This window comes from Streptomyces sp. JB150 (assembly GCF_011193355.1).
Lineage (GTDB): Bacteria > Actinomycetota > Actinomycetes > Streptomycetales > Streptomycetaceae > Streptomyces.
The window spans coordinates 5,418,495-5,441,571 of sequence record NZ_CP049780.1 but is presented as its reverse complement, the minus strand read 5'-3'; the positions used below and the strand labels follow the sequence as shown (position 1 = coordinate 5,441,571).

Annotated in this window: 18 protein-coding genes; 4 read left to right on the top strand and 14 right to left on the bottom strand. The window is 71.8% G+C overall.

Going from position 1 to position 23,077, the window contains the following annotated elements:
- Positions 1-151: 151 nt before the first annotated feature.
- The 5 genes from ffh to G7Z13_RS25185 all read right to left on the bottom strand — a co-directional run bounded on the left by ffh (position 152) and on the right by G7Z13_RS25185 (position 7,902).
- Positions 152-1,702: a signal recognition particle protein gene (gene ffh, locus G7Z13_RS25205; protein WP_166002506.1), complete on the bottom strand. Its 1,551-nt coding sequence runs from the start codon at positions 1,700-1,702 to the stop codon at positions 152-154.
- Between the two features lie 102 nt (positions 1,703-1,804).
- Entirely contained in the window at positions 1,805-4,261 is a 2,457-nt protein-coding gene (locus G7Z13_RS25200) for a [protein-PII] uridylyltransferase (protein ID WP_166002505.1), read from the bottom strand.
- 34 nt (positions 4,262-4,295) lie between these two features.
- Entirely contained in the window at positions 4,296-4,634 is a 339-nt protein-coding gene (locus tag G7Z13_RS25195) for a P-II family nitrogen regulator (RefSeq protein ID WP_004924863.1), read from the bottom strand.
- Complete coding sequence (locus G7Z13_RS25190) at positions 4,631-5,977, bottom strand: ammonium transporter (RefSeq protein ID WP_166002504.1); 1,347 nt, start codon at positions 5,975-5,977, stop codon at positions 4,631-4,633. The genes G7Z13_RS25195 and G7Z13_RS25190 overlap by 4 nt, the downstream gene beginning before the upstream one ends.
- 431 nt (positions 5,978-6,408) lie before the next feature.
- Positions 6,409-7,902 (bottom strand): hypothetical protein, encoded by a 1,494-nt coding sequence (locus G7Z13_RS25185; RefSeq protein ID WP_166002503.1) that lies wholly within the window; start codon positions 7,900-7,902, stop codon positions 6,409-6,411.
- A gap of 456 nt (positions 7,903-8,358) precedes the next feature.
- Here G7Z13_RS25185 and G7Z13_RS25180 point away from each other — a divergent pair, with 456 nt between their 5' ends.
- Positions 8,359-9,021: a bifunctional DNA primase/polymerase gene (locus G7Z13_RS25180; RefSeq protein WP_166002502.1), complete on the top strand. Its 663-nt coding sequence runs from the start codon at positions 8,359-8,361 to the stop codon at positions 9,019-9,021.
- Positions 9,022-9,130: 109 nt separating this feature from the next.
- Here the strand turns inward: G7Z13_RS25180 and ftsY are convergent, their stop codons facing one another.
- On the bottom strand, positions 9,131-10,348 hold the full coding sequence (ftsY, locus tag G7Z13_RS25175; RefSeq protein ID WP_166002501.1) for a signal recognition particle-docking protein FtsY: 1,218 nt from the start codon (positions 10,346-10,348) through the stop codon (positions 9,131-9,133).
- A 169-nt stretch (positions 10,349-10,517) separates the two neighbouring features.
- Between ftsY and G7Z13_RS25170 the strand changes: the two genes are divergently transcribed.
- Positions 10,518-11,963: a cytosine permease gene (locus G7Z13_RS25170; protein WP_166002500.1), complete on the top strand. Its 1,446-nt coding sequence runs from the start codon at positions 10,518-10,520 to the stop codon at positions 11,961-11,963.
- A 167-nt stretch (positions 11,964-12,130) separates the two neighbouring features.
- On the opposite strand, the gene G7Z13_RS25165 is transcribed toward G7Z13_RS25170, so the two are convergent.
- From G7Z13_RS25165 to G7Z13_RS25150, 4 genes are all read right to left on the bottom strand, one after another.
- Positions 12,131-13,546, bottom strand: a complete 1,416-nt coding sequence (locus tag G7Z13_RS25165; RefSeq protein WP_166002499.1) for a sugar porter family MFS transporter — start codon at positions 13,544-13,546, stop codon at positions 12,131-12,133.
- 264 nt (positions 13,547-13,810) lie between these two features.
- The gene (locus tag G7Z13_RS25160; protein WP_166002498.1) at positions 13,811-17,500 is read right to left on the bottom strand and encodes an AAA family ATPase; all 3,690 of its coding nucleotides are present in this window, start codon (positions 17,498-17,500) and stop codon (positions 13,811-13,813) included.
- Positions 17,501-17,708: 208 nt separating this feature from the next.
- Positions 17,709-17,915: a hypothetical protein gene (locus G7Z13_RS25155; protein ID WP_086739939.1), complete on the bottom strand. Its 207-nt coding sequence runs from the start codon at positions 17,913-17,915 to the stop codon at positions 17,709-17,711.
- 379 nt (positions 17,916-18,294) lie between these two features.
- Positions 18,295-18,576 (bottom strand): acylphosphatase, encoded by a 282-nt coding sequence (locus tag G7Z13_RS25150; protein ID WP_166002497.1) that lies wholly within the window; start codon positions 18,574-18,576, stop codon positions 18,295-18,297.
- Positions 18,577-18,750: 174 nt separating this feature from the next.
- Here G7Z13_RS25150 and G7Z13_RS25145 point away from each other — a divergent pair, with 174 nt between their 5' ends.
- The gene (locus G7Z13_RS25145; protein WP_166002496.1) at positions 18,751-19,935 is read left to right on the top strand and encodes a CAP domain-containing protein; all 1,185 of its coding nucleotides are present in this window, start codon (positions 18,751-18,753) and stop codon (positions 19,933-19,935) included.
- Positions 19,936-20,036: 101 nt separating this feature from the next.
- Positions 20,037-20,438 (top strand): helix-turn-helix domain-containing protein, encoded by a 402-nt coding sequence (locus tag G7Z13_RS25140; RefSeq protein WP_166002495.1) that lies wholly within the window; start codon positions 20,037-20,039, stop codon positions 20,436-20,438.
- A 25-nt stretch (positions 20,439-20,463) separates the two neighbouring features.
- Here G7Z13_RS25140 and mutM read toward each other — a convergent pair whose 3' ends face one another.
- The 4 genes from mutM to G7Z13_RS25120 all read right to left on the bottom strand — a co-directional run bounded on the left by mutM (position 20,464) and on the right by G7Z13_RS25120 (position 23,060).
- Positions 20,464-21,324: a bifunctional DNA-formamidopyrimidine glycosylase/DNA-(apurinic or apyrimidinic site) lyase gene (gene mutM / locus G7Z13_RS25135; protein WP_166002494.1), complete on the bottom strand. Its 861-nt coding sequence runs from the start codon at positions 21,322-21,324 to the stop codon at positions 20,464-20,466.
- Between the two features lie 80 nt (positions 21,325-21,404).
- Complete coding sequence (rnc, locus tag G7Z13_RS25130) at positions 21,405-22,220, bottom strand: ribonuclease III (RefSeq protein ID WP_166002493.1); 816 nt, start codon at positions 22,218-22,220, stop codon at positions 21,405-21,407.
- A gap of 19 nt (positions 22,221-22,239) precedes the next feature.
- Positions 22,240-22,413 carry a 50S ribosomal protein L32 gene (gene rpmF, locus G7Z13_RS25125; RefSeq protein WP_003951102.1) on the bottom strand — a complete coding sequence of 58 codons (174 nt, stop codon included), beginning with the start codon at positions 22,411-22,413 and terminating at the stop codon, positions 22,240-22,242.
- 2 nt (positions 22,414-22,415) lie between these two features.
- Entirely contained in the window at positions 22,416-23,060 is a 645-nt protein-coding gene (locus G7Z13_RS25120; protein WP_166002492.1) for a DUF177 domain-containing protein, read from the bottom strand.
- Between the last annotated feature and the right edge of the window lie 17 nt (positions 23,061-23,077).

Genomic DNA, 23,077 nt, shown 5'->3' with positions numbered 1-23,077 from the left:
CGCCTCCGCCCTCCGCCCTCCGCACTCCGCACTCCGCACTCCGCACTCCGCCAGTACGGCACAGGAGGCGCCGTACGGCCACCCGTCGATACGACACCGGGGGCGCCCCTCCGACGAGAGGCGCCCCCGGGCGACGTACGGCCGACGGCCGTCAGCCCATGAACTTCTTGAACTCGTCCGGCAGCTCGAAGTCCTGGCCGGCCTGGCCCGGCAGCCCGAACGCGCCGCCGTTCTGCGCGGCGGCCGCGCGGCGGGCGGCCTCCTCCTGCTCCTGCTGCTTGCGCTTCATCGGGTTCCCGGAGCGCTGCTTGCCCTTGGCCTTCTTCTGCTGCTTCTTGGGGCGGCCGGGGCCGCCGCCCATGCCCGGGATCCCCGGCATGCCCGGCATACCGCCGCCCTGGGCCATGCGGGACATCATCTTGCGGGCCTCGAAGAACCGCTCGACGAGGTTCTTCACCGCGCTGACCTCGACACCGGAACCCTTGGCGATACGGGCGCGGCGCGAGCCGTTGATGATCGTCGGGTCCTGGCGCTCGGCCGGGGTCATCGACTTGATGATCGCGGCGGTGCGGTCGACGTCCCGCTCGTCCAGGTTGTTGATCTGGTCCTTGATCTGCCCCATGCCCGGCAGCATGCCGAGCAGCTTGGAGATCGAGCCCATCTTGCGGACCTGCTCCATCTGGGACAGGAAGTCGTCGAGCGTGAAGTCCTGACCCTTCTTGGACGCCAGCTTGGAGGCCATCTTGGCGGCCTCTTCCTGGCTGAAGGTCTTCTCCGCCTGCTCGATCAGGGTGAGCAGGTCACCCATGTCGAGGATGCGGGAGGCCATCCGGTCCGGGTGGAACGCGTCGAAGTCCTCGAGCTTCTCGCCGTTCGACGCGAACATGATCGGCTTGCCGGTGATCTGCCGGATCGACAGGGCGGCACCACCGCGCGCGTCACCGTCGAGCTTGGACAGCACCACGCCGTCGAAGCCGACGCCGTCGCGGAAGGCCTCGGCGGTGTTGACCGCGTCCTGACCGATCATCGCGTCGACGACGAACAGGATCTCGTCCGGCGAGACGGCGTCCCGGATGTCGGCCGCCTGCCGCATCATCTCCTGGTCGATGCCCAGGCGGCCGGCGGTGTCGACGATGACGATGTCGTGGACCTTCGACTTGGCGAAGTCGATGGAGTCCTTGGCGACCTTGACCGGGTCGCCCACCCCGTTGCCCGGCTCGGGCGCGTAGACGGCGACACCGGCGCGCTCGGCGACCACGCTGAGCTGGTTCACGGCGTTGGGGCGCTGGAGGTCACAGGCGACCAGCAGCGGCGAGTGGCCCTGCTCCTTGAGCCACTTGCCGAGCTTGCCCGCGAGGGTGGTCTTACCGGCACCCTGGAGACCGGCCAGCATGATCACGGTCGGGGGCTGCTTGGCGAACCGCAGCCGGCGGGTCTCGCCGCCGAGGATGGTGACCAGCTCGTCGTTGACGATCTTCAGGACCTGCTGGGCCGGGTTCAGCGCCTTGGAGACCTCGGCGCCGAGCGCGCGCTCCTTGACGTTCTTGATGAACGACCGGACGACCGGCAGGGCCACGTCGGCTTCGAGCAGCGCGATGCGGATCTCGCGCGCGGTGGCGTCGATGTCCGCCTCGCTCAGACGCCCCTTGCCGCGCAGATTCTTGAAGGTCGCTGAAAGGCGATCGGAGAGAGTATCGAACACGGCGGCGTCGGTCCTCGGGGTCGGGGGCAGTCTGAGCGTCTTCCAGGGTATCCGGCTTCGCGAGACAATCGTCCCCGCCCGCCGGAGCAACGGGCGGGACGGTCACGCCCGCAACGCCTCCTCGAGCTTCCGCGCCACGGACGCCGCCTCCTCACCCGGCATCGGGCCGCCCCCGCCGGTTGTGACGTAGAAGGCATCCACGGCGTTGGACCCCAACGTGGACGCATGCGCGCTGCGCACCCTCACCCGCGCGTCCTCCAGGGCCCGGCCGATCCGGAACAGCAGTCCCGGCGCGTCCTGGGCGCGCACCTCGATCACCGTGGCCAGGCGGGACGCCGCCGGGTGGACGGACACCCTCGGCGGCGGCGCCACCAGGCCCCGGCGGCGCGGGTAGGCGGCGTCGCGCTCGGCGAGGCGGCCCGCGATGTCCAGCGAGCCGTCGAGGGCCCGGACCAGGTCGGCGCGCAGGCGGGCGGCCTGCGGCAGGGAGCCGTACTCGGCGGCGACCCGCCAGTTCAGCAGCAGGACGGAGCCGTCGACGCCGTCCGGCAGGTCCAGCGCGCGCAGCTCGGCGGTGCGCACGGTCAGGCGGTGCATGGCGAGGACGCCGGCCACGGCGGGCAGCACGCCGGGCTGGTCCGGTACGGCGATGAGCAGTTCCACGCCGAGCGGCTCCGGGTCACCGGACGGTACCGACTCGGTGGCGTCCGCGACGGGCTGGGTCTGGGCGCGCAGCGTCAGGACGGGGCTGCCGGTGGCGGCCGCCTCGAGGGCGAGGCGTTCCTGTTCGGCGGTGGGCGCGGCGGCCTCGGGCTCGTCCGGCTGGTCCCCGGCGAGCACGGCCGTGACCCGTTGCACCAGGTCGGCGACCAGGGAGGCGCGCCAGGAAGACCAGGCCGCCGGGCCGGTGGCGAGGGCGTCCGCCTCGGTCAGGGCGTGCAGCAGTTCCAGCGTGCCCGGTGCGCCGACCGCCTCGGCGACGGCCCGGACGGTGGCGGGGTCGTCGAGGTCGCGCCGGGTCGCGGTCTCGACGAGGAGGAGGTGGTGGCGTACGAGCGTGCCGAGCACGGCCACGTCGTCGCGGTCGAAGCCGATCCGCGCGGCCACGTCCTCGGCGATGATCTCGCCCGCCACCGAGTGGTCGCCGGGCCAGCCCTTCCCGATGTCGTGCAGGAGGGCGGCGACGAGGAGGAGGTCGGGGCGGCTGACGCGGCGCGTGAAGGCGGAGGCGCGGACGGCGGTCTCGATGAGGTGGCGGTCGACGGTCCACAGGTGCACGGCGTTGCGCTGCGGGCGGCAGCGGACCCGTTCCCAGTCGGGCAGCAGGCGGGTGATCAGGCCTTCCGCCTCCAGGGCCTCCCAGACCTCGACCGTGGGCCGGCCGGATCCCAGCAGGGTCACCAGCTGTTCGCGGGCCTCGGCGGGCCAGGGCGTGGGCAGGGGGCGCACGGTGGCGGCCAGGCGCCGCACGGCGTGCAGGGAGAGCGGGAGGCCGGCCTGCGCGGCGGCGGCCGCGGCGCGCAAGGGGAGCACGGGATCGCGTTCGGGGCGCGCGGCACGGGCGAGCACCACCTCGCCGTCCTGCTCGACCACTCCTTCGGCCAGCGGGGAGCGTTCGGCGGTCGGTTTCCCGCCGCCCAGCATGGCGCGCAGCCGGGGCCGCACGGCGCGCGACCGCAGCACGCGCCCCACTTCGCGCCAGGTGACGTCGCTGGCGTACGCGATGACACGCGCCGCCTCATAGACCTGGCGCAGGAGGGTGTCGGCGTCGAGCAGGCCCAGTTCGGCGGCGACCTGGTCCTGTTCCTGGAGGGCGAGGCGGTCGGTCGCGCGGCCGGTGGTCAGGTGGAGGGCGTCGCGGACGTCGAGGAGGCGGCGGCGGGCGTCGTCGAGGCCTTCGCGGGGGGCGTCGGCCAGCCAGGAGGCGGCGACGGCGCGCAGCGCGGTGGCGTCCCGCAGGCCGCCGCGGGCCTCCTTGAGGTCGGGTTCCAGCAGGTACTGGAGTTCGCCCTGGCGTGCGGCGCGGCCGGCGCACAGCTCCTGGAGTTCGGGGAGGCGTCTGGGGGCCTGGTTGCGCCAGTCGGCGAGGACGGCGGTGCGCAGTGCGGCGGTGAGGCCGAGGTCACCGGCCAGGTGCCGGGCGTCGAGCAGGCCGAGCTGGACCTTGAGGTCCTCGGCGGCGGTCTTGCGGGCCTCGGCGGGGGTGCGCACGGAGTGGTCGAGGGCGAGGCCGAGGTCCCACACGGGGTACCAGAGGCGGTCGGCCAGGGCGGCGATGGCGTCGGGGGCGGAGCCGTCGTGCAGCAGGAGCAGGTCGAGGTCGCTGCGCGGGGACAGCTCTCCGCGGCCGTAGCCGCCGACGGCGACCAGGGAGACCCCTCTCAGCCCCGCCGCCCCGGCCTCGAACAGGCCCGCCAGCCAGTCGTCGGTCAGCCGCGAGAGGGCGGTACGGCGCGGCGGCCCGGACCGCGCCCCCTCCGTCAGGAGGCGCAGCCGGGCCGCCGCGTAGCCGCTGGGTCCCGAGTCCTCTGCTTTCGCCGTTGCGTCCGTGCTCGTCACCCAGTGGCTCCTGTTCTCTTCCGGTGCAGGGGCGTCAGAGCGCGTCCGGTCCGCGCTCTCCGGTGCGGACCCGGACGGCCGTCTCGACCGGGACGGACCAGACCTTTCCGTCACCGATCTTGCCGGTGCGGGCGGCCTTGACGACGACGTCGATCAGTTGTTCGGCGTCGTCGTCCTCGACCAGCACCTCGATGCGGATCTTGGGGACCAGGTCGACGGTGTACTCGGCGCCGCGGTACACCTCGGTGTGGCCGCGCTGGCGGCCGTAGCCGCTGGCCTCGGTGACCGTCAGGCCGTGCACTCCGAAGGCCTGGAGGGCTTCCTTGATCTCGTCGAGCCGGTGCGGCTTCACGACGGCGGTGATGAGCTTCATGCGTCCACCTTCCTGGACTCGGCGTGGGCGGCGACCGGGGTGGCGGGCACGGAGGCGGAGCGGGAGGTGCCGCCGCCGGCGCCGCTGAAGTCGTATGCGGTCTCGGCGTGCTCGGCCTGGTCGATGCCGGTCACCTCGTCGTCCTCGGGGACCCGCATCCCGATGGTCTTGTCGAGGACGAGGGCGAGGACCGCGGAGACCACCAGGGAGTAGGCGAGGACCGCGAAGACTCCGGCGGCCTGCTTGCCGAGCTGGGTGGCGTCGCCGCCGTAGAGGAGGCCCTTGACGTCGGACTGGCCCTCGCCGGAGGCGAAGAAGCCGACGAGGAGGGAGCCGGCGATGCCGCCGACGAGGTGGACGCCGACGACGTCGAGGGAGTCGTCGTAGCCGAGCTTGTACTTCAGGCCGACGGCCATGGCGCACAGCAGGCCGGCGATGGCGCCGACGGCGATCGCGCCGAGCGGGTCGACCGCGCCGCCGGCCGGGGTGATGGCGACGAGGCCCGCGACGGCACCGGAGGCGGCGCCCAGCGTGGTGAAGGCGCCGTGGCGCAGCTTCTCGTAGATCAGCCAGGCGAGCATGGCGGCGGCGGTGGCGACCTGGGTGTTGACGAACATCAGGGAGCCGACGCCGTCGTCGTTGCCGAGCCAGGAGCCCGCGTTGAAGCCGAACCAGCCGAACCACAGCAGGCCGGCGCCGAGCATGACCAACGGCAGGCTGTGCGGGCGCATCGGGTCCTTCTTGAAGCCGATCCGCTTGCCGATGACGAGGATGACGCCGAGGGCGGCGGCACCGGCGTTGATGTGGACGGCCGTGCCGCCGGCGAAGTCGATCACACCGAGTTCGAAGGCCCAGCCGCCGGTGCCCCAGACCCAGTGGGCGACGGGGAAGTAGACGATGGTGGCCCACAGGGCGATGAACAGCGCCCAGGCGGTGAACTTCACCCGGTCGGCGAGGGCGCCGCTGATCAGGGCCGGGGTGATGATCGCGAACATCAGCTGGAAGACGGCGAAGACGAGGACCGGGATGGTGTAGCCGTCCCAGAGCGCGTCCTTGTCGATGCCGGTGAATCCGACGTAGTCGGAGTTCCAGGCGAAGATGCCGCCGGAGTCGTTGCCGAAGGCCATGGAGAAGCCGTACAGCACCCACAGGACGGTGACGATCCCCAGGCTGATGAAGCTCATCATCAGCATGTTCAGGGTGCTCTTGACGCGGACCATGCCTCCGTAGAAGAAGGCCAGGGCCGGCGTCATCAGCATCACCAGGGCGGAACAGATGAGCATGAAGCCTGTGTTGGCGGCAGAGATCTGCGCCTCTGCGGCAAGCGTGATGGCTGGTGCCATCGGCGTCTCCTCGTCGTTGGATACGGCCCCGTGCGGGCGAAGCCTGGAGCGGAGTGAGGGGTGGGCCGGTTATGCGCCACGAGATTGGCGCAGCGCGGTTTCGGTGGAAGCCCCTCGTTGTTTCGCGGCCGTGACGAAGGCGCCGGGCGTGTTACGCGTCGATGAATCGCCGGATCCGGGCGCGCGCGATCGTTATCGTGGCGCAACCTTCGGTGAGAGGTGCCGGGGGGCCGAAGGATCTTCCGGGGATGCCGTAGGGATCCGCGGGGGTTTCCCGCAGGAATCCCCGGGAGGAAAGGGAACCGGCCGCGGGCGGTCCTCCGATGACCTGGCGCGGGGGGAGCCGAGTCGGGCGGTTCGGGAGGGCCGTCCGCGGCCGGGGCTGAGGGGGCGGTGCCAGGGGTGAGGCCGGGGGTGAGGCCGGGGGTGGGCTACACGGCCTCGGCGGTCTCGGGGAGTTCCGCCGCGAGTTTGTCGGTGAGGTCGACGACCTGGGCGAGGTCGCCGAAGTCGCGGGCGGCGGTGTCGACGGTCTTGCGGATACGGGTGTTGACCCGCTCGGAGCGGATCTTCTTGGCGACCCGCATGGCCCGCTCGGCGAAGACGGCGCTCTGCTCGGGCTCGCGCTGGAGCAGGTGCACCGAGGCCATGCCGATGAGGTTGAGCGCGTACGACCGCTGGTGCTCGCCGTCCTCGGCGAACAGCTCGACGGCGCGCCGCATCATCGGCTCGGCGAGACAGGCGTAGGTGGGGCTGCGGCCGGCGACATAGGCGAGGTCGCGGAAGGAGTGGCTGTTCTCGGCGTACAGCTCCGCCTCGGAGAAGAAGCGGATCCAGTCGGGGTCCGGCTCGTCCCAGTCGTCGGCCTCCGCGAAGACGTCCTCGGCCATGCGCACGGCCCGCTTGGTCTTGCCGGGCTGGCCCATGTTGGCGTAGGCGCGGGCCTCCATCGCATACAGCATGGACTGAGTGCGCGGGCTCGCGCAGTCGCGGCTGCCGTACTGGGCGAGGTGGATCAGCTCCAGCGCGTCGTCGGGCCGGCCGACGTGGATCATCTGGCGGCTCATGCTGGAGAGGATGTACGAGCCGAGGGGGCGGTCGCCGGCCTCCTTGGCGGCGTGCAGCGCGAGGACGAAGTACTTCTGCGCGGTGGGCTGGAGACCCACGTCGTAGCTCATCCAGCCCGCCAGTTCGGCGAGTTCGGCGGCGACCTTGAAGAGTTTGCGGGTGGTGGACTCCGGCTGGGGTTCCTGGAGCAGGTCGGTGACCTCGTGCAACTGGCCGACGACGGCCTTGCGGCGCAGTCCGCCGCCGCACTGGGCGTCCCACTGGCGGAACATCACCGTGGTGGACTCCAGCAGGTCCAGCTCCGGCTTGGACAGCCGTCCGCGCGCGCGGCTCGTCGGTACGGCCTCGCGGAGTGCAGCCCCGGCCTGGTCGAGCCGGGGAGAGGACGGGGCCGGCACGAGCCAGCGCTGCATGGGCTCGATGAGGGCCGGGCCCGCGGACAGGGCCAGCGAGGTTCCGAGGAAGCCGCGCCGCGCCAGCATCAGGTCGCTGCGCGAGAACTCGCTGAGCAGTGCCACCGCCTGCGGGCCCGTCCAGGGCATGTCGACTCCGGACGCGGACGGGGACTGGCGGGCGGCGCGCAGCCCCAGGTCCTCCACGGAGACGACACAGCCGAACCGCTCGGAGAACAGCTCCGAGAGGATCCTGGGGATCGGTTCGCGCGGGTTCTCGCCGTCGAGCCAGCGCCGGACCCGCGAGGTGTCCGTCGAGATGTGGTTGGCGCCCAACTGGCGTGCCCGGCGGTTGACCTGGCGGGCCAGCTCGCCCTTGGACCAGCCGCTGCGCACGAACCACGAGCCCAGCAGCTCATTCGGGCGCTTCTCAGCGTTCGTCCCGCTTCCGCCGTTGCCGCCCACTGGAACGCCCCCATCCCTACAGACCGCTTGCCGTCGAATGCGCCAAGCCCTATCAGAATGCCGGTCGAGCGGGCCGCCCGTCCCGGGCTTGTCACCCTTCGAACAGGAAACCGACTTGCCTCCGGCATACTCGCCGGTGCATGTGCCCCACCTGCCGTGCACACACAGTAATTCCACGATCACCGTTCCGGCCATGGCGATCCGGGAATCGCCACCATTCGCCACCCCTTCGAATGAACTCCCGGGCGCCTCTTCACGATTCACTTGACACATGACAGCCGGGAACGGGCGGACGGACGCACTGGAGGGCGCACACGACAGGGCGCACCACCCGCTGTGCTTCCGAGCGCGGAGTGCACCGCGGGCCGGCGGGGCAGCCGGGTAGGCGAGGTCACGTTCCGCATCCGCCTCGACCCGTCACGTAACCACCGGTGCGCCGGACCCGTTGGAGGGGGCATGGGCTTCACGATCGGCAGCAGTCGGGGCATGCGCGACACCCGGTCCGGCTCGCGCCGCCGCGGCCGCTCGTCGGAGTGCACCGCCGTAGCCGAGTACACCGGGCTGTGGGGGTGGGCCGTCGCCCCGGGCGCGCGTGCCGCCGCCGGTCTGTGCTCCTGCGGCCGCGCGACGTGCCCGGCGCCGGGCGCGCATCCGCTGGACTTCGCCCCCGAGGTGCCCGCCGGGGCCACCCTGGACGAGGTGACCGACGCCTGGGCGGAGTTCCCGGGCGCGGCGGTGATGCTGCCGGTCGGGCGGACGTTCGATGTGCTCGAGGTGGCCGAGCCCGCCGGGCGGCACGCCCTGGTCCGGCTGGAGCGGATGGGCATCCCGCTCGGCCCGGTGACCGCCACCCCGGACGGCCGCGCCCAGTTCTTCGTCGCCCCCGGCGCCGCCGCCGAGCTGCCCGCGCTGCTGTACCGCATGGGCTGGGACGACCCGTCGCTCGACCTGCGCGGCCTCGGCCGGGGCGCCTACCTGACGGCACCGCCGTCCGACCGGGGCGGTCTGGGTCCGGTGCGCTGGCTGCGCTCCCCCGCCCTGGACTCCGCGAGCCACCCGCCGGAGGCCCGCCTGCTGCTGGGCACGCTGGCGTACGTGGCGCACCGGGCACGGGTATAGCGCGCAGGACCCGCCGGTCAGGGCATCTCGCGCACCGTACGACGAAGCGCCCGTCCCCTTTCTCGATCGGGGGCGGGCGCTTCGCCTACGGGTGGTCGGAGGTGACCGGTCACTCCCCGATGAGCGCGTCGACGAAGGCCTCCGGCTCGAACGGGGCGAGGTCGTCCGCGCCCTCGCCGAGCCCGACCAGCTTGACCGGGACGCCCAGCTCGCGCTGGACGGCGATGACGATGCCGCCCTTGGCGGTGCCGTCGAGCTTGGTGAGCACGATGCCGGTGATGTCCACGACCTCGGCGAACACCCGGGCCTGGACCAGGCCGTTCTGACCGGTGGTGGCGTCGAGGACGAGCAGCACCTCGTCCAGCGGGGCGTGCTTCTCGACGACCCGCTTGACCTTGCCCAGCTCGTCCATGAGGCCGGTCTTGGTGTGGAGGCGGCCGGCGGTGTCGATCAGGACGACGTCCGCGCCGATCTCCTTGCCCTCCTTGACCGCGTCGAACGCGACGGAGGCCGGGTCGCCGCCCTCGGGGCCGCGCACGGTGTGGGCGCCGACGCGCTCGCCCCAGGTCTGGAGCTGGTCGGCGGCGGCGGCGCGGAAGGTGTCGGCGGCACCGAGGACGACGCTGTTGCCGTCGGCGACCAGGACGCGGGCGAGCTTGCCGGTGGTGGTGGTCTTGCCGGTGCCGTTGACGCCGACGACCATCACGATGCCGGGCTTGCGGCCCTCGGGCTCGGTCTTCACGGTGCGGTCGAAGTCGGTGCCGAGGAGCGTCAGCAGCTCTTCGCGGAGCAGTCCGCGCAGCTCCTCGGGGGTGCGGGTGCCGAGGACCTTCACGCGCTCCCGGAGCCGTTCGACCAGCTCCTGGGTGGGCTGGACGCCGACGTCGGCGGTGAGCAGGGTGTCCTCGATCTCCTCCCAGGTGTCCTCGTCCAGGTGCTCGCGCGAGAGCAGCGAGAGCAGGCCCTTGCCGAGGGCGTTCTGGGAGCGGGAGAGCCGGGCGCGCAGACGCACCAGGCGTCCGGCGGTGGGCTCCGGGATCTCGATCGGGGGAGCCTCGGTGACGGGCTCCTCGACGACGGGAGGCTCCTCGACGGCGGTCGGGGCCGAGCCGCCGGGGAGGTCCACCTCCTCGATCGTGCGGCGCGGTTCCTCCTTCGGCGTCTCGGCCTCGTCGCCGACGTGCGGCTCGGCCGGAGGGGCGGTGAGGTCGGGCGTCGTGGGGGGCGGCGGGGGCAGCTGCTTCTTGCGGCGGCTGCCGACCACGAGCCCGCCGAGCGCGCCGAGCACGACCACGGCGATGACTACAGCAAGGATGAGGATGTCCATAACGCGTCCAGTATCAGCCATGGGGGTCCGCCGGACCCTTCTTGTGGCTTCCTCCGAGAGACAAAGGCCACCGGCGGGTGCGAGTCGGGCCAAAGTACGGTGGCACCGACTCCGTCAACGCGCGTAGAGTCCCGGTGTCCCCCGTCCCCCACCGCTAGGCACGTTCGTCATGAGCAAGACCGCCGAGACCGAAGGCGCTCTCGAAACCCGCGGCATCGAGCAGGTACCGGACCGCGAGCGCACGGCGAGAACCCGTGAACTGTTCCCCACCTGGGTCGGCGCCAACATCAGTGTGCTGCTGCTGACCATGGGCGCGAGCCTGGTGGTGGCGTACCGCCTGAACATCTGGCAGGCGCTGGTCGTCGCCGTTGTCGCGCCCGTCGTGTCGTACGGCCTGGTGGGGCTGATCGGCATCGCGGGCAAGCGGGGCGGGGCGCCGGGCATGGCGCTCTCCCGCGCGGTCTTCGGCCAGCGCGGCAATCTGCTGCCCGGTTCGCTGATCTGGGTGGCCCGCTGGGGCTGGGAGACGATCAACGCGGTGACCGGCGCGTACGCCATGCTCACCATCCTGGACATCGTCTTCGGCATCGATGCGAACGGCGTGCTGGACATGGTGACGCTGCTGGCGTTCGTGGTGGCGACGTTCGCGATCTCCGGGCTGGGCATCGGTGCCGTGCAGAAGTGCAACACGTACGCGACCTATCTCTTCGGCGCGTTCTCGGTGCTGGTCCTGGCCTATCTGGCGGTGCACACGGACTGGTCGCGGGTGCTCGGCCACTCCGCCGGTTCCACGGCCGCGGTGATCACCGGGATCGGCATGATCGCGGCGGGCGGCGTCAGCTGGATCCCGTCCGCGCCGGACTTCACCCGCTATCTGCCGCGCACGGCGTCCTCGAAGGCGATCGTGGGCACGGCGGTGGGCGGCGCCGGGGTCGTGGTGCTGCCGATGGTGCTGATGGGCGCGGTGATGGCGGTGTCCACGCCGGACCTGGCCTCGGCCTCCGACCCGGTCTCCTTCCTCGGCGAGATCCTGCCGACGTGGATCGCGGTGCCGTATCTGCTGATCGCGCTGATCGGCATGCTGCTGATCAACGCGATGTCGATGTACTCGGCGGGCTTCACCGCGCAGACCCTCGGCATCACGGTGCCCCGGCACTGGGCGGTGTCCGTCAACGCGCTGATCTCGCTGGTGTTCGGCGGCGTGCTGATGCTGGTGGCGACGAGCTTCATGGGCTCCTTCATCGCCTTCCTGTCCCTGCTGGCGGTGGCGTTCTCCGCGTGGGTCGGCGTGTTCGGCGCGGACATGCTGCGGCGCACGTCGTACGACGGCGAGGCCATGGCGGACACGACCCGCACCAGCGCCTACTGGTACCGGGGCGGCTTCTCCCCCGCCGCCGTCACCGCGTGGGCGGCCGGTCTGGTCGCGGGCCTGCTGTTCACCACGTCGGACTGGTTCACCGGCCCGCTCGCCGCGAACAACGTCATCGGCGAGTACGGCCTCGGCTGGGTCGCCACGATCGTGATCTCGGGCCTGCTCTACCTGGCCCTGCCGAAGCCGGCGGTGCCCGCACCGGCGCCCGCTCCCGCCGGGGAGCCCGAGCCGGCGGCCGTCTGAGTCCGCACGGCCACGGGACCCGGCCCCCTGAAGAAAGACGCGAAAAGACGGCAAAGCGTACTGCCCCGGCTCGGTGACCGAGCCGGGGCAGTACATCTACGGGTGTCGAGGAGCGGGCAGCGGGGACTTGGCCCGGCTCCTCGAGTCGAGGGGCCTCAACCGGAGGCTCAGCCCATCTCCTCCAGGCTCTTGCCCTTGGTCTCGGGCACGAACTTGAGGATGAAGGGGATGGAGAGGAAGGCGAACACCGCGTACATGACGTAGGTGAGCGACAGGTTCCACTCCGACAGGTCCGGGAAGGTGATGGTGATCACCCAGTTGGCGATCCACTGGGCCGAGGCGGCCACGCCGAGCGCGGCGGCGCGGATCTTGTTCGGGAAGACCTCACCGAGCATGACCCAGACGACCACACCCCAGGACATCGCGAAGAAGAGCACGAACGCGTTGGCGGCGATCAGCGCGACGTAGCCCTGTGTGGTGGGCAGCGGGTCGTTGCCGTTCTGGAAGGAGAAGGCCCAGGCGGCGGCGGCCAGGGAGATGCCCATGCCGACGGAGCCGATGAGCGCGAGCGGCTTGCGGCCGATGCGGTCGACGAAGATCATCGCGATCACGGTGCCGACGATGTTGATGATCGAGGTCTCGAACGAGTAGAAGAACGAGCTCGACGGGTCGACGCCGACGGACTGCCACAGCAGGTTCGAGTAGTAGAAGATGACGTTGATGCCGACCAGCTGCTGGAAGACCGACAGGCCGATGCCGATCCAGACGATCGGCAGCAGGCCGAGGCGGCCGCCGAGCAGGTCCCGGAACGTCGACTTGTGGTCGCTGCGCATCGCCTGGTCGATCTCGGCGACGCGGGCGTCGAGGTCGATGTCGCCCTCGACGTCGGCGAGCACCTTCTTGGCGTCGTCGGTGCGGCCCACGCTGATCAGGTAGCGCGGCGACTCGGGGATGGCGAAGGAGAGCAGGCCGTAGATCACGGCCGGCACCAGCATCACGCCGAGCATCCACTGCCAGGCCTCGAGGCCGGCTATCTTCCCGCGCTCCTCGCCGTCGGCCAGGTTGAGGATGGCCCAGTTGACGAGCTGGGAGACGGCGATGCCGATGACGATGGCGGCCTGCTGGAACGAGGCGAGCCTGCCCCGGTAGGCGGGCGGGGCGACCTCGGCGATGTAGGCCGGGCCGATCACGGAGGCCATGCCGATGGCGATACCGCCGAGGACGCGCCAGGCGGCGAGGTCCCAGGCGGCGAACGGCAGACCGGAGCCCACCGCGCTCACGGCGAACAGCACCGCCGCGATCTGCATGACGCGGATCCGGCCGATGCGGTCGGCGATCCGGCCGGCGACGGCCGCGCCCACGGCGCTGCCCAGCAGGGCGCAGGCGGCGACGGTTCCGGTGGCACCGGAGCTGAGGTCGAACCGAGCCTGGATGCCGCCGTTCGCACCGTTGATGACAGAGCTGTCGTAGCCGAACAGGAAACCGCCCAGGGCGGCGGCGGCAGTGATGAAGACGACGTGCCCGAGATGTTCGGGGTGCGCCGTCCTGGCACCGGACTGCGGTGCCTGCGCTGTGCTGGTCACGTTGGGTAACTCCTCGGGCCGCCGGCAACGCTGCCGGCTGGGGGCGAGCCCTTCCAGGGACGGCGGCGTATCACGCCGCTCACACCTGAAGGTAAAAGCAACGTTGCAGAGACTATTCCTTCAGGTTTCGAAGTCAATAGGCCAAGACCTGTGATTTTTCAGCCAGGACTCTCAGCCTTGCCTTCACTTCTTGAAGCGATCTTGAAATCATCTAGAGGATGACCTGGTCATTACTGGTGTAGACCGGTGCCCCGTCGCAAGCGATCAACGCAGCCGCTGGCTGATGACCTTCGACACACCGTCGCCCTGCATGGAGACGCCGTACAGCGCGTCGGCGACCTCCATGGTCCGCTTCTGGTGCGTGATCACGATGAGCTGCGAGGTCTCCTGGAGCTCCTGCATGATCCGGATGAGCCGCTGCAGGTTGGTGTCGTCGAGCGCGGCCTCGACCTCGTCCATGACGTAGAACGGGCTGGGCCGGGCCTTGAAGATCGACACCAGTAGGGCGACGGCCGTCAGCGACCGCTCGCCACCGGACAGCAGCGACAGCCGCTTGACCTTCTTGCCCGGCGGCCGGGCCTCGACGTCCACGCCCGTGGTGAGCATGTTGCCGGGATCGGTCAGCACGAGCCGGCCCTCACCGCCGGGGAAGAGCCGGCCGAAGACGCCCTCGAACTCGCGCGCGGTGTCCCGGAACGCCTCCGTGAACACCTGCTCGACCCGCTCGTCGACCTCCTTCACGACCTGCAGCAGGTCCGCGCGGGTCTTCTTCAGGTCCTCCAGCTGTTCGCTGAGGAACTGGTGGCGCTCCTCCAGCGCGGCGAACTCCTCCAGCGCGAGCGGATTCACCTTCCCGAGCTGCTGGTACGCCCGCTCGGCCGCCTTCAGCCGCTTCTCCTGCTCCGCGCGGACGAACGGCCGCGGCTGGTTGCGCGGATGCTCCGGGTCCTCCGGCAGCTCCTCGCCCTCCGCGGGCGGCGACGGCGGGACGGGCTGATGAGGGCCGTACTCGTCGACGAGTACGGCCGGCTCCACGCCCAGCTCCTCCAGCGCCCTCGTCTCCAGCTGCTCGATGCGCAGCCGCTTCTCGGCGCCCAGCACCTCGCCTCGGTGCACCGAGTCGGTGAGCTTGTCCAGCTCCGCCTTGAGGTCACGGCCCCGGGTGCGGGCGGCGGCCAGCTCCTGCTCGCGGCGCGCCTTCGCCGCCTCCGCGGCGGAACGTTCCCGCTCCGCGCGGGCCAGGGAGACCTCGATGTGCGCCAGGAGCTGGCGGGCGCCCGAGGCGACGGCCTCGGCGACGGCCGCCTCGTGGCGCAGCCGGGCGCGGCGCTGCTCGGCCCGCGCGCGGGCCTCGCGCTCGGTGCGGGCCGCCCGGTCCAGCGCGTCGGCCCGGCCGGCCAGGCCCTTCACCCGCTCCTCGTGCGTACGGACCTGGAGGCGGGCCTCCATCTCCGTCTGGCGCGCGTTGGCGCCGTCGGCGGCGAGGCGGTCGCGGACGGAGGTGTCCGGCTCCTCCTCGATCGGCATCTCCTCGGCCACGGCGAGGCGTTCGGCCAGCTCCTCGGCCTCCTGGAGCGCCTTGTCCAGGGCTTCCTGCGCCCGCGCGGCGGCGGCCGCGCTGCGCTCCGCCTCGCCCGCGGCTCCCCGGGCCTGGCCGGCGAGCCGGCCCAGCTGCTGCGCCACCGCCGACTTCTCCCGGTCGGCGGCGCGGCGGCGCTCCCCGAGTTCCTCCACGAGGGCGGCGGCGTCGGCGCGGCGCCGGGTCGCTTCTCCCTGCGCCCGGGTCAGTTCCTCGCAGCGGGTCTCCAGCTCCCTCAGCTCGGTCGCGGCCTCGTCGACGGAGGCCTGTACCTCCAGCAGGCTGGGCGCGCCGGCGGAGCCGCCGTGCGCGAAGTGGGAGCCCAGCAGGTCACCGTCGGTGGTGACGGCGGTCAGGTGGGGGTGGGCGTAGACGAGCTCCTCGGCTTCCTTAAGTGTCGCGACGACGACGATGTCCCGCAGGAGCCGGCGGACGGCGGGCATCAGGTCGGCGGGGCCGCGGACGTAGTGCTCCGCGGGGAGGGGGGTGCGCGGTGGGGTGTGGGGGGTGGTGGGCTGCCGGGCGGGTGCGGGTGGGGTGTGGCTGCTCGCGCAGTTCCCCGCGCCCCTGTCCGTGGCTGGGGCGGCGTGGTCGCGTGCGGGATCGTTGTCGTTGGTCGCGCAGGTCCCCGCGCCCCTGGCCGGGGCGTCCTCCGGGGCTTCGGTGAGGAGGAGGGTGGCTCGGCCGGCGTCCTGTTTGTGGAGGAGGCGGAGGGCTTCGGCGGCCGCGGACGGGGTGGTGACGGCGATGGCGTCGGCTGCCGTGCCGAAGGCCGCGGCGAGGGCGGTCTCGTAGCCGGCCGTCACCGTCAGCAGCTCAGCCGCCGGGCCGAGGACTCCGGTGAGCCTGTCCCGGGCGGCCAGCAGTGCTCCGGTGCCGTCCTTGCGCCGCAGGCCCAGGGCCAGGGCGTCGTGGCGGGCCCGGGTGGCGGCGCGTTCGCGTTCCGCGGCGGTGACCGCCTCGCGGGCGGCGGTGAGGGCCGCCTCCGCCTCGGCCAGCGCGCGCTTGGCCGCCTCGTGCCGGTCCGCCAGCTCGGCGTCGCCCGCGTCGAGGCCGTCGACCTCGGCCTTCAGCGCCTCGTACTCCTCCTGCGCGGCGACGGCCCGCTCCTGGGCCTCGTCGCGGGCGGCGGCCAGCCGGTCGATCTCGGCCTGGGCGGCGGCCGCGCGCGAGCGGGCCGCGCCGACCTGGCCGCTCAGGCGGGCCAGCCCTTCGCGGCGGTCGGCGATGGCGCGGGCGGCGTCCCTCAGACGGCGTTCCTCGGCCGCCAGCTCGCGCTCCAGTTCGGCGCGGTGCGCGACGGTGTCCTCCAGTGCCCGCCGGGCCGCTTCGAGGGCGGCCTCCAGCTCGGCCTCCTGCTCGCGGACGCGGGCGGCCTCGCGCTCCAGGTCCTCGGGGTCGCGGCCGCGCCGCTCGTCGACCGGCGCGGTGGTGGCGCTCTTGACCCGCGCCTCGGCCAGCGAGAGCGTGCCGCGCACCCGCTCGGCGAGCTGGGACAGCTCGTACCAGGTCTGCTGGGCGCGCTGGAGGCGCGGGGTGAGCCGGCGGACCTCGTCCTCCAGCAGCGCCTCCTGCCCGAGGGCCTTGCGCAGCTCCTCCTCGGCGGCCTCCTTGCGCTCCTTCAGCGCGGCCTCGTCGGCGATCTCGGCCCGGAGGGCTTCGCGGAGCCGTACGAGGTCGTCGGCGAGCAGACGCAGGCGGGCGTCGCGCAGGTCGGCCTGGATGACGGCGGCCCTGCGCGCCACCGCCGCCTGGCGGCCGAGGGGCTTGAGCTGGCGGCGCAGCTCGTCGGTGAGGTCCTGCACGCGCCTGAGGTTGGCCTGCATCGCGTCCAGCTTGCGCAGCGCCTTCTCCTTGCGCTTGCGGTGCTTGAGGACGCCGGCCGCCTCCTCGATGAAGGCCCGGCGGCCCATCGGGTCGGCGTGCAGGACGGAGTCGAGCTGGCCCTGGCCCACGATGACGTGCATCTCCCGGCCGATGCCGGAGTCGGAGAGGAGTTCCTGGATGTCGAGCAGGCGGCAGGTGTCGCCGTTGATCTGGTACTCGCTGCCGCCGTTGCGGAACATGATCCGCGTGATGGTGACCTCGGCGTACTCGATGGGCAGGGCCCCGTCGGAGTTGTCGATGGTCAGGGACACCTCGGCGCGGCCCAGCGGCGGGCGGCCGGTGGTGCCGGCGAAGATGACGTCCTCCATCTTGCCGCCGCGCAGCGACTTGGCGCCCTGCTCGCCCATGACCCAGCTGAGCGCGTCCACGACGTTCGACTTGCCCGAGCCGTTCGGGCCGACCACGCAGGTGATGCCCGGCTCGAACCGGAGCGTGGTGGCCGAGGCGAACGACTTGAAGCCGCGGAGGGTCAGGGCCTTGAGGTGCACGCCGGTGGACTTTACCGGGCGCCGTTTGTCTCACTGCATGAACGCGCGGTTTCGCCCGTGAACGCGCAGGGCAGACCAAACGTTGAAGACACTGAAAGGGTGCACGGGGGCAAGAAAGAAGGGACGCCGAAGCGTCCCTTGCAACTTCTGACACTGTGCGGTTGATACGGGCAGCCCAACCACTGCGTGTCGTTGTGCGATGCAGTGATCAGGTGAGCGCAGGCTCCGCCTGGTGTGCGTCGACGCGCTCCATGATCCTGTCGTCGTGAGAAGCGGCAGCCGTCAGCGCCTCGTTCTCCGCCTGGATCCGCACGAGCTCCGATTCCAGGTCCTGGACGCGCTGCTGGAGCCGTCGCATCTCGGCGAGGAGTCGAGGGTCGGAGCCGCCGACGTAACCGAGAAGCGCCTTTGCCATGATGGATGGTCCTCCACAATGAGTGACCGACCGATGCGGTGTGGGTCGTGAGGGATTCGCACCCGCGGTGTTTGGCACTGTGGAGTTCTTGCTGCCGTTCATCCATGCCAAACAGCTAGGTGCGCGGGGTGCTTTCAGCGTCTCACCAAAAAGTTTGACGGTCAACACGATCACGCCCCGTATTGACGTGCTACCCGGGTGCGCGCGGCCGTGAAACGGCGGCGCCGCGATTCCAGCGGGGCTCAGGGCGTGGCGATCATCCTTGCGTGCGGAGCGTGCCATCGCAAGCCCTTCTCCGCAATCACCAGCGCCTTTTCCTTTCGGGCAACTGCCGGCGGCACATACCGCCGCGCGGCGCGGGCCGCCGGAACGTGCGGGGTCAGCGGATCGCGAAGCCGTCGTAGCCGCCGCGAGGTGTGTCCCAGATCTCGGTGACGCCGTCCACACGCCCGGGCGTGTCGTCACCCTGGAGCCAGTCGAGGAGGCCCTCGCAGCCCTCGCGCGGCCCCTCCGCGACCACTTGGACGCGGCCGTCGGCCAAATTGAGAGCAAAACCACTCAGGCCGCCGATCTCCAGCGCCTTGGCCCGCGTGAACCAGCGGAAACCCACTCCCTGCACATGTCCCCGGACCCAGGCGACCAGTCGTACATCCTCGCTCATGAGTGCAACCTAACCGGGCAATGTCACTCGGGACACTTCTCCCCCTGGTGCCATGCGGTACCGTCCAGCCCCAAACACATCTCATAGGAAAGTCACCTGATCGGGTGACATTTGGTTGACCGCCGGGACGAGTCGACCACCAGGACGAGCACCAGGGACGAGGAAGGCCAGGACATGGGACGCCACCGACGCTCCGACGCCGGCCGCGCCGCCACGGGCCGCGCCACGGGGGTCACGCCGCCACAGGACACGCCGGCACAGGGCTCCGGCGCGGCGGGCCGGGATCCGCGGCACACTGAGCCGGAGCGGCCGCCCGAGCCGGGCATCGCGCCCTATCTGAACCCCGAGGCCTACGCCCATGTGCAGGCCCGCAGCGACGCGTACCTCTTCGGCACCGAGGAGGAGCGGGACGCCGCGGCCGGGACCGCGGTCCTCCCCACGGTCGAGACCCCCGGCGGAGCGGGGACGACGGCCGCCGGAACCGGGGCGTCCGCCTCGGGTGACGGCACCGGGCGCGGACGCTCGCACCGCCGCCGCAAGAAGGCCGCCACCCCGGTCCGCACCGGTCTGCTCGGCGTCTCCGCCGCGGTGGCCCTCGGCGCGGTCGCGGTCGCCACCGGCGTGCTGCCCGGCACCGACACCTACCGGCTGGGCGGCGGCAGTGACGACCGGGTGCAGGCCTCCGACGGCGGCGCCGCGAACACCGAGGGCCCGCTGGGCGGCACCTCCGGCAGGGCCGAGAGCCCCACCGGCGACGGCGCCGCGACGAGCCCCGGCACCGGGCGCTCCGCCTCCCCCTCGGCGTCCTCCCCCCGTCCGTCGGCGTCGCCGACCACCGGGAAGCCGTCCGAGAAGGCCTCCGAGAAGGCCTCCGAGAAGCCCTCGGCCACCCCCTCGCAGAAGCCGAAGCCCACCCCGACGCCCTCGCGTACGCCGACCAGGACCCCGCCGAAGACGACCGCCCCGGTCACGGTCTCCGCGGAGGCCGCCGCCGAGGCGCAGGTGCTGAAGCTGGTCAACGAGGAGCGGGCGAAGGCGGGGTGCAGTCCGGTCGCCGCGAACAGCGCGCTGGCGAAGCTCGCCCGGGACTTCAGCGCGGACATGGCCGCGCGGGACTTCTTCGACCACACCGACCCCAGCGGGGCGACGCCCTGGGACCGGGCGGAGAAGGCCGGCATCACCGACCTGGGCGGCGAGAACATAGCGCGCGGCCAGGCCGACGCCGCCGCCGTCATGGAGGCCTGGATGAACAGCCCCGGTCACCGCGCCAACATACTGAACTGCGAGTTCACGACCCTGGGCGTCGGCGTCCACTTCGGCCCGGGCGGGCCGTGGTGGACCCAGGACTTCGGCTACTGACACCCCCGGCGGCTCCGCAGCTCCATGGTCCTGCGGCTCCGGCACTGACTCTCCCACAGCGCAACCTCTCGGTTGGCGCTGCGGTCGCCTAAGCTTGAGGCATGACGACCACCCAGGAGCGCGTGCCGGAGCAGGACCTCCCGTACAACGTGTTCTCCAGGGCCTGCCCCTCGCGCGGCACGCTGGAGCACGTCACCGGCCGCTGGGGCGCGCTCACCCTCGGGGCCCTGTACGAGGGGTCGTTCCGCTTCAACGAGCTGCGCCGCCGGGTCGACGGCGTCAGCGAGAAGATGCTGTCCCAGACGCTGCACGCGCTGGAGCGCGACGGACTGGTGCACCGCGAGGCCCAGCCCACCAACCCGCCGCGGGTGGACTACGAACTGACCCCCCTCGGCCGCGGCGTCGCCGAGCGCCTGATGGGCCTCATCCACTTCGTGGAGGGCCGCATGGACGACGTCCTCGCCGCCCGGGAGCGCTACGACGCGGCCCGCGCGCCGCGCTGAGCCCCCCGGCTGACGCCCGCCGCCGCTACGCCGAGATGCGCGGCGGGCGCTGGCAGCGCGGGCAGTAGTAGCTGGAGCGGTTCATCCACGGGCGGCGGCGCATCGGCGTACCGCACCGCTTGCACGGCAGCCCCTCACGGCCGTACGCGTCCAGCGAGCGGTCGAAGTAACCGGACTCGCCGTTGACGTTGACGTAGAGGCTGTCGAAGCTGGTGCCGCCGACCGCCAGGGCCGCGTTCATCACGTCCCGCACATGGCCCAGCAGCTCGCCGGTGCGCGAGCGGGTGAAGGTGGAGGTCGGGCGGTCGTAGTGCAGACGGGAGCGCCACAGCGCCTCGTCCGCGTAGATGTTGCCGACGCCGCTGATCAGCGACTGGTCGAGCAGGGCCCGCTTGATGGTGGTCCGCTTGCGGCGCAGCGCCCGGTGGAAGGCCTCGTCGTCGAAGAGCGGGTCCAGGGGGTCGCGGGCGATGTGCGCGATGACGTCGGGCAGGCCGTCCGGGGTGGTGTCGTGCAGCGAGAGCCCGCCGAAGGTGCGCTGGTCGACGAAGCGCAGCTCGGTGCCGAGGTCGTCGGCGAAGCGGACCCGGATGCGCAGGTGCTTCTCGTCCGGCGCCTCGTGCGGCTGGACCAGCAGCTGGCCGCTCATTCCGAGGTGGGCGAGGATCGCCTGCTCGGTGTCTTCCAGCGGCAGCCACAGATACTTGCCGCGGCGGCTGGGCGTGCCGATCCGGTGCCCCTTCAGCCGCTGCGCGAAGTCCTCCCCGCCCGCCCCGTGCCGGCGTACGGCACGCGGGTGCAGCACTTCGGCGTCGGCGACGGTCCGGTGGGCGACCCACCGCTCCAGCCCACGCCGGACGACCTCGACCTCGGGCAACTCGGGCATCGGGACTCCGTGGAAAAAGCCGGTGGATGAGCGAAGCGCCCGCCCCGGGGCCACCGGGGCAGGCGCTCGATCGCGTGCGGTCAGGCGGTCGCCGACGAGGTGTCGGCGCTGCCCTCCTCGGCCGGAGCGGCGTCGACGGCGGCCGCCGCCGCGGCTGTCGCCGCCTTGGCGCGCTCGTCCGCCGCGGCGCGGATGGCGCGCCAGGCGGATTCCGCGGCCTGCTGCTCGGCCTCCTTCTTGCTGCGGCCGGTGCCGGTGCCGTACGAGACGCCTCCGACGCGGGCGGCAGCAGTGAAGGTCTTCTCGTGGTCGGGGCCGGTCTCCGTGACCAGGTACTCGGGGACGCCGAGGCCTTCGGTCGCGGTCAGCTCCTGGAGGGATGTCTTCCAGTCCAGGCCGGCGCCCAGGTTGGAGGACTTCTCGATCAGCGGGTCGAACAGACGGTGCACCAGCTCCGCCGCCGAGTCCAGGCCCTGGTCGAGGTAGACCGCGCCGATCACCGCTTCGAGGGTGTCGGCGAGGATGGACGCCTTGTCCCGGCCGCCCGTGCCCTCTTCACCCCGGCCGAGCCGGATGAAGGAGCCGAGGTCCAGCGTCCGCCCCACCTCCGCCAGCGCGCGCGAGTTGACCACCGCGGCCCGCAGCTTGGCCAGCTGGCCTTCGGGCAGGTCGGGGTGGGTGCGGTACAGCGTGTCCGTGACGACGAGGCCGAGCACGGAGTCCCCCAGGAACTCCAGCCGCTCGTTCGTCGGCAGACCGCCGTTCTCGTACGCGTAGGAACGGTGGGTCAGCGCTCGCACCAGAAGGGCGGACTCGACCTTGTAGCCGAGCCGCCCTTCCAGAAGCGTGTGGGACGAGGCCTGGTTGTCCGCAGAGTTTTTCTTCGGCGTGGACACAGTGCCTCTCACCAGCCGCTCAGACCTCGAGGACCTGGCGCTTGTTGTAGGTGCCGCACGACGGGCACGCGATGTGCTGCTGCTTGGGCTCGTGGCAGCGCTCGCACGCAACCAGGGTGGGGACCGCAGCCTTCCACTGCGACCGGCGGTGGCGCGTGTTGCTGCGCGACATCTTCCGCTTCGGAACAGCCACGGCTACTTCTCCTGCTTCTCGTCGACGCCCGCTTCGGCGCCGCTCATCTCGTCCTTATCGCCGGATTCGAGCGAACCGGCGATTCCCTGCAATGCCGCCCAACGGATGTCGACGGCGTCATGGTGGTGGTCCGGGTCGTCCGCAAGGCGCGCTCCGCACTCGGAGCACAGGCCCGGGCAGTCTTCCTGGCACACCGGCTGCATCGGCAGTGCGAGCACCACCGCATCGCGCAGCACAGGTTCGAGGTCGAAGAGTCCGTCCTCGAGGAAGAGCCTGTCCTCGTCGTCCTCGGCGTCGTCGGCCGGTTCCGCTTTCACACGGCCCCGGTCGTCGGCGTCAGGGTACGAGAACATCTCCTGGAAGTCCGCTTCGAGCTCCTGCTCGAGCGGCTCCAGACACCTTACGCACTCCCCCTCGGCCGTTGCACGGGCGGTGCCTGTGACGAGCACCCCTTCCATGACCGACTCGAGTCGGAGTTCCAGCTCGACCGGGTTGCCTTCCGGCACTCCGATGACTCCCTGGATACCGAGGTCCCGGGGAGCGTCGATCGTGCGGGTCAGGCGCTGCAGCGCGCCAGGACGCCGACCCAGCTCGTGCGTGTCGAACACGAGGGGGTTGCGGTGGTCGAGGCGGGCGTGAGGTGCCATTCCTGCTTTCGATCTTC